Genomic DNA, 7,178 nt, shown 5'->3' on the forward strand with positions numbered 1-7,178 from the left:
CCCAAACAATAAAACAAAAATAACTTTTTTAAACAGAATTGGTCAAGCAGCGTAAAATCATATCATTACGATGCACCATAGCAGAGCGTACCTCATACCCAAGAATCGATTCTATTTCTTCGCTTTTACGCCCTATAATGCGTACAGCTTCTTCTTTTCCATAGCTTACAAGTCCACGCGCAATCTCAACCCCATTTGTATCAACAATTGCAACTGTATCCCCACGATGGAAATTTCCCTCAACAGCAATAACCCCTGCTGCTAATAATGATTTTCCTGCTTCAAGAGCCTTAATGGCTCCTTGATCAATCGTCAAAATACCAGACGGATCTAAATGACCAGAAATCCATGTTTTCCAAGCACTAACAGATTTCTCACCAGCCGCAAAAAAACTCTTGCGTTCACCTTTATCAATCGCTGCAAGAGGATTCATACGCTTGCCCGAAGTAATAATCATCGCTGTTCCGGCAGCGTTTGCTATCTTTCCAGCATCAAGCTTGGTCTTCATTCCGCCCCGTGAAAACTCTGAAGCAGCAACATCTGCCATTTTTTCGATATCATGCGTAATGGACGCCACAAAAGGAATAAATTCAGCCGTCGGATCGCAATGGGGAGACTTTGTATAAAGACCATCAATATCAGATAAAAGTATTAAAAGATCTGCCCCCATCATTGTTGCCACACGTGCAGCTAAACGATCATTATCACCATAACGAATTTCATTGGTCGCAACAGTATCATTCTCATTAATAACAGGTACTGCTCCAAAACGTAAAAGCACATTAATCGTCGCACGCGCATTGAGATAACGCCTTCGCTCCTCCGTATCAAATAAAGTGAGCAAAATTTGACCTGTTTTGAGTCCATGTTGTGCAAGCGCATCACCATAAGTTTTCGCTAATTCAATTTGTCCCAAAGCAGCACAAGCTTGACTTTCTTCCAATTTCAAAGCTCCCCTAGGAAGCTGTAGCAATGTCCTTCCTAAAGCAATAGCGCCTGAAGACACCAATAATATCTCTACGCCACCTTTGTGCAACTCAACAACATCATGGATCAAGCTTTTAAGCCATTCAACCCGTAACCCCGTCTGAGGATCAACCAAAAGTGCAGATCCAATCTTAACCACGATACGTTTATAATGTGTGAGTTTTTGCAATCCAACAGCCATCTCAATCAATCCTGCTATCCCCACCCATCTCTTCTTTGCGTGACATTTCAATAATATGTGCACCAGCACGCAGCACACTTTCTAAACCTTCGCGACTAACCGCCGAAAACATCATAACAGGTTGAGCTGTTACTCTTTGCAAAGCTTCCTGTTTTGTTTTACGCTCTTCAATCGTGAGAGTATCTATCTGGCTTAAAGCGACAATTTCAGTCTTATCACTTAGATTATTTCCATATGCCTCAAATTCATGACGCACAATTTGATATGCTTTTGCAACATCTTCTTCTTGAGCAGAAATCAAATGAAGGAGTACACGACAACGTTCCACATGTCCTAAAAAACGGTCTCCAATTCCCACCCCTTCATGGGCTCCTTCAATCAACCCCGGAATATCAGCCAAAACAAATTCACGACCATCAATACGTACAACACCAAGATGAGGATGAAGTGTGGTAAAAGGATAATCTGCAATTTTTGGTTTTGCAGCCGTTACAGAAGCCAAAAAAGTTGATTTTCCGGCATTGGGTAAACCAACAAGCCCTGCATCAGCAATTAACTTCAAACGAAGCCATATTGCACGCTCTTCTCCAGCCAGCCCTGGATTTGCACGACGTGGCGCCCGATTTGTCGATGTTGTAAAGTGGAGATTACCAAAACCGCCATTCCCTCCTTTTGCAAGGCGATAGCACTGTCCAACTTGTGTTAAATCACAAATTAACGTTGTATTATCTTCTTCAAAAATTTGTGTCCCAACCGGAACTTTAAGGATTATATCATCACCCTTCTCGCCGGTCATATTACGCCCTTTGCCATGGCCTCCTGTTTTTGCTTTAAAATGTTGTTGGTAGCGATAATCAATCAGCGTGTTAAGCCCATCAACAACAAGAGCCCAAACATCACCACCCCGTCCTCCATTCCCTCCATCAGGTCCCCCAAATTCTATGAATTTTTCACGGCGAAATGATACTGCTCCAGAACCTCCATTCCCAGAACGAATATAAACTTTAGCTTGATCAAGAAATTTCATTGGAAGCACTCACTGAGGAATCAATCTTTCTACCTCTATAGGCAATACATTAATTTTACCAGTTTTTCACCATTGATAACAGAAAAACAGTCACTATCGCTGATAACTCTTTGAGAAAAAATCATCCCATTTAAATAAGTTAAGCCTTCTTAAAAGAAGACGCTACTCTTGTATTTTTGTTTTTCCCTTAAATTCAAGCGCTAGAAGATAAAGCTCCACTGATTCTGATCGGCTTGCGGGTGGTTTTACATGATAAACTTTTTTAAAATGCTGTTTTAATATTGCGAGAAGCGTGTTTTCTGCTCCTCCTTGAAAAGCCTTTGCTAAAAAATGTCCTCCAGACTTGAGAACCGAAAGAGCAAAATCAGCCGCAACTTCACATAAATAAATCGTTCTTAAATGATCCGTCTGACGATGACCTGTTGTTGGTGCTGCCATATCAGAAAGAACCACATCCGGTTTTGTCCCTAAAGTTTCGATTAATTTCTGCGGTGCATCTGCATGTAAAAAATCCATTTCTAACATCGCCACTCTAGGCAATGGATCAACATGCAAATAATCAATACCAACGACATTAGGCTTTTCATCACTTGACCCTACTATGCGCTCAGCTACCTGACACCACCCCCCCGGAGCTGCCCCTAGATCAATAACCTTTTGGCCTTTTTTGAGAAACTTATAACGCTCATTAATTTCAATGAGTTTATAAGCCGCGCGCGAACGATAACCATCTACTTTTGATTGATGAACATAAGGATCATTCAAATGCCTCTCTAACCATCGCCGTGACGAAGCTTTAATGGTTCCTGCTTTCTTTTTTACGCGCTGATATAATTCATGTGACCCTGAACCTCCATAGCCACCCGTTGGGGTTTTTGTTGTTTTTTTCATCGTTATTCATTGTCTCCACATTTAATTCTCTAACGCTTGAAATCTCTGCCCTTTCTACGACGACACCATACACCATCGCGTAACATTAGCTCTATCAAAATTCCTTCCCTTAATCCACGATCAGCAACTCTTAAACGCTGACTTGGCCAAACTTCTCGAATAACATCTAAAATTGCACAACCAGCTAAGACTAAATCTGCTCTCTCTCGCCCAATAAAAGGATTTATGACACGTTTTTCTATATCCCATGACAATAAGCGTTTTGTCATAAGAGTAATGTCCGCATCATCCATCCAGATGCCATCCACTTTCCTCCTATCATAACGCTCTAAATTAAGATACATCCCTGCTAAAGTCGTAACCGTACCGGAAGTTCCCAAAAGATGAAACTTCGATCCTTGCGCTAATTCTCCTAATTTATGACGATCTGAAAAATTATTTAATAACCCTCGCACATAACCTTTCATGTTTTCAAAATCGTCTAAACTAATATTATTCCCTCCAAAACGTTCAGCAAGCGTAACAACACCAACAGGAAGAGAAGTCCAAGCGGTAATTTGTCCCGTTAAACGAAAAGAACGCTTTTGAGAAACATCAAGAAGCACAATTTCTGATGATCCCCCTCCAATATCAAAAAGCACAATTGCCTCAATATTTGGCTCAACAAGTGTACTACAGCCTGTAACAGCAAAACGTGCTTCTGTTTGCCGATCAACAATTTCCAATTCAAGACCTGTCTCATCCAAAACACGCTGAATAAAATGTCTCCCATTTTCTGCTGAACGGCAAGCTTCTGTTGCAATCAAGCGATAACGCTTAATATGCCTTTGTTTTAGCTTTGAATGACAAATCTTTAATGCTTCAATCGCACGATCCATAGCTTGTGTATTAAGAAAACCATTATTTATTAAACCTTCTCCCAATCGCACAATACGAGAAAAAGCATCAACCACACGAAAATATCCAGGTTTACTAGGAGATGCGATAAGAAGACGACAATTATTCGTTCCCAAATCAAGAGCAGCATAAAGAGGCAGAGATTTTACTTGAGAAAACCGTCGAAGAAAAGGGGCTTTGAGTTTTTTTGTTTTTTGAGTACCTATCAATATCTGACGATGAAACCCAAAAGCTGTATCCGATTGAATTAAAAACTGTTTCTGTTGTATAGAATCCCTTTTTCTCTGTTGTCTCTTTATATCAACAAGGGTAGAGTATTCCTCTGTGCGTGATAATGCAGAGCGGTTATTTTTATTATTCCCACACTGATCATACAACTGATTTGCTTCGGTATTGTATGATCCCCCTTGTTTTAACTCTTTTGAACCATAATTTAACGGGGTCATTTCTCTTATCCCTTGAGCGTTTCCCCCAATAAATAAACGCGAAAACTCTTCTGCTTATTCCTAAATAAAGCAACAGTGCGGCATCAAATGATAAAATAAAAGAAATCATTCTCTTTTTTCATATCATCGAAATTTTCTACGCTCGTATCATTCAGATTTTGTACAATCTTTTAGTTGTTTCCGTGAAGTCATGCTTCTCTTTATGAACTTAAAACTATAAATTAATCGTTTACGTTCACATAAATTTTGTAAATTATGCTATTTTTATATCATTCACACGAAATATACCTCTATTATAACAAACCAGTACTATCATTCTCTTTGTTAATGCTTAAGATTACAACAACCTGTACATTGATATAGTTTATAAGAAAAAAAACTCTCTTTTTTCAATCGTATTATCCACACATGCGCCTTGTTTATTATATGCAACACAATGGCTTTTATTATGCTAAAATAAAAAGCTCCATGGTCCTACAAAATGCACTTACGATAGCCCATTATCTCATGAATACAAAGAAAGACTATCGTTCAAAAATTCTCTAGGATTATGAATTTAATTTTATTATAATATTTCAATTGAAAAATATTAATACTCAATCAGACCGCTCTAAAAAGCCATATGAAACTTAAAAAGAGAATCTAACCTACTCCTTATTGGTAAGGAAGCCATATTTCTATTTATTTAAAATTGAGTATTTTTAATAACTTTTTATTGCTAACAACTAACGCTATGATTTTCTAAGATTTGTGAAAAACTCTCACTTGTGATTTTCTATTATATAAAGCACTTATGGAGACTTTAACTTCATAAAACTCCTACTCTTTCGAATAAATCATCTCTTTATTATCTTACATAAAACTTTTCACTTATTTCACCTTATAATTTACATTTAAAAATATAGCACAAAGACTTATGAAAAAATGACTCTTGTTAAAGACTCTCGATAAATTTCTAAGGACGCAAAGAATTAAGCGCTGCATTTAGCCCTTTAAATGGCACAGTAAAAGAAAATACCTTTCCCTCTTTAAGTTTATAGGAAATACGTACTGTATTGTCCTGCTCTATTTGTTTAGTAAGAACTGGCCCTACAGGTGATTGTGCCAAACAAACCGTCTCATTACACTGCGTATAATGAATAAGAACAGGTTTTTTTACACCTTTCACAAACATTTGAATCGGAACCTTTATATCAGCACTTGGCAATGTTCGAAAAAGCATCACTGCTTGACCATTTGTCGTAGAAACAAGAGACCAACTAAAAATGGTATTTCCTTCCTGATCATGAACAGTCTGTGTCACATTACATATACCTTGCTTACGCTCAAGTTTTTGTTTTTCATCACAAATCAAAGTCCAACCATAAAACTGCATAATAATCCGACGTGTTTCACCTGGTTCTCCTTTAGGTATCGATAAGTGCGGTGGATGAACTGTATAAATACTATTATTCTCATTAGCAAAGCTTTCGCCCTTGCCTATTAAGGCAAGAGCAAACAGAATTTTCACTAACACACTTCTCTTTTTGATAATAATAATCATTTTTTCTATTATCATCTCAACCTCAGAGTAATCCCAGCACCTACGCCCCAATGACCTCCAGCACTTGTGATAGATACATTCGAGCGAATATTTCCATCTTCAGATGTATAACCAGCACCAACAGCAAAGGCAGATTGGTTGCGCCACAAACCACTACCCAATGAGATACTTAAAGATCCTGGTATATCATAGTAACGTAAATTTGACACTGCTAAACCAATGGCAGCTGCCTGTCTGGCTTCCTTGCGAACATCCGCAATGTCATAACTTAACGTCTCAAACTTCATATCTGTATAGGACTTCGACTCTTCAATACCTTTGTTCACTATACTATCAAAATGCTCATCCGTATATTTCTTCGCATCTTCAAGAACTAACTTCATCTGCCGCTCCGTATAATCATGCAATTGACCGCCAGTGATTGCTTCTTTCGAACCACTTTCAATTCGACCTTCCGCTACATTATCTATCAATACTGGATCACTCTCATTACCACCAACTAACGTGATCTTGTTCGTCTTATGACCTTCTTCATCTTTATCATACTTAACAACTCCTTCCGCAGCTATCGCAATATCTTGTACCTGCTTGTCAATACCATCTACACGATTTTCAACAGCAGACACTTTCTGGTTCGTCTCCCAAAGCTGGCCTCCATTCACAACTTCTTTCGAACCTTCTTCGACCTTACCATCTGCAACATGCGTAATCTTACTCTCTGCCCCATTGTGACTCGCGTCATAAGCTTGTTCTGTCTCACTCCAATTTAAACTGTTCGATGTAACATTTTGCGCAACTTCATTAACACGGTCGTTGATACTCGAAAGACTGCCATTAACGCCTTCAAACGCAGAGGCTACATCATGATAATCCTTCTTGTTATCCCCATGTCCTTCCCCATCAAATTGAGAAACAGAGAAGGTAGGTGCTGTCCATTTCCCATCATTATAACCGGCTCCGCCTCCTAAATACAATGCTAAGGTTTGATTCAACTGATACAACTGATTACCTGTAATCGCTTCTGTCGAACCAGATGAAACATCCCCATCAACTAGATGCGTAAGCTTACTATTGTGCTTATCAGACCCTTTACCATGAAGGGCAACAAATGCTTCATCAACATCACTCCACAACAATGCATTCTGCTCAATGTTATCTGAAAGCTCATGACGAAGCTTCGTGAAAGATTGATTAACACCCGCAAAA

General features: G+C 38.7%; 6 protein-coding genes. All 6 read right to left on the bottom strand.

Annotation, left to right across the window (positions count from 1 at the left end; all coding sequences use genetic code 11):
* Positions 1-28: 28 nt before the first annotated feature.
* Positions 29-1,168, bottom strand: coding sequence for a glutamate 5-kinase (gene proB / locus HWX04_RS01740; protein ID WP_175868535.1), 1,140 nt, complete (start codon positions 1,166-1,168; stop codon positions 29-31).
* Between the two features lies 1 nt (position 1,169).
* Entirely contained in the window at positions 1,170-2,195 is a 1,026-nt protein-coding gene (obgE, locus tag HWX04_RS01745; protein WP_175868525.1) for a GTPase ObgE, read from the bottom strand.
* Between the two features lie 162 nt (positions 2,196-2,357).
* Positions 2,358-3,086: an RlmE family RNA methyltransferase gene (locus HWX04_RS01750; RefSeq protein WP_175868526.1), complete on the bottom strand. Its 729-nt coding sequence runs from the start codon at positions 3,084-3,086 to the stop codon at positions 2,358-2,360.
* 29 nt (positions 3,087-3,115) lie between these two features.
* Positions 3,116-4,429 carry a Ppx/GppA phosphatase family protein gene (locus HWX04_RS01755; RefSeq protein ID WP_175868527.1) on the bottom strand — a complete coding sequence of 438 codons (1,314 nt, stop codon included), beginning with the start codon at positions 4,427-4,429 and terminating at the stop codon, positions 3,116-3,118.
* Between the two features lie 955 nt (positions 4,430-5,384).
* Positions 5,385-5,987: an invasion associated locus B family protein gene (locus HWX04_RS01760; RefSeq protein ID WP_175868528.1), complete on the bottom strand. Its 603-nt coding sequence runs from the start codon at positions 5,985-5,987 to the stop codon at positions 5,385-5,387.
* The coding region (locus tag HWX04_RS01765) for a Vomp family autotransporter (RefSeq protein ID WP_175868529.1) at positions 5,984-7,178 on the bottom strand (1,195 nt) is incomplete at its 5' end. The genes HWX04_RS01760 and HWX04_RS01765, both read right to left, overlap by 4 nt.

Source organism: Bartonella gabonensis (assembly GCF_903679515.1).
In the GTDB taxonomy this organism is placed as follows: domain Bacteria; phylum Pseudomonadota; class Alphaproteobacteria; order Rhizobiales; family Rhizobiaceae; genus Bartonella; species Bartonella gabonensis.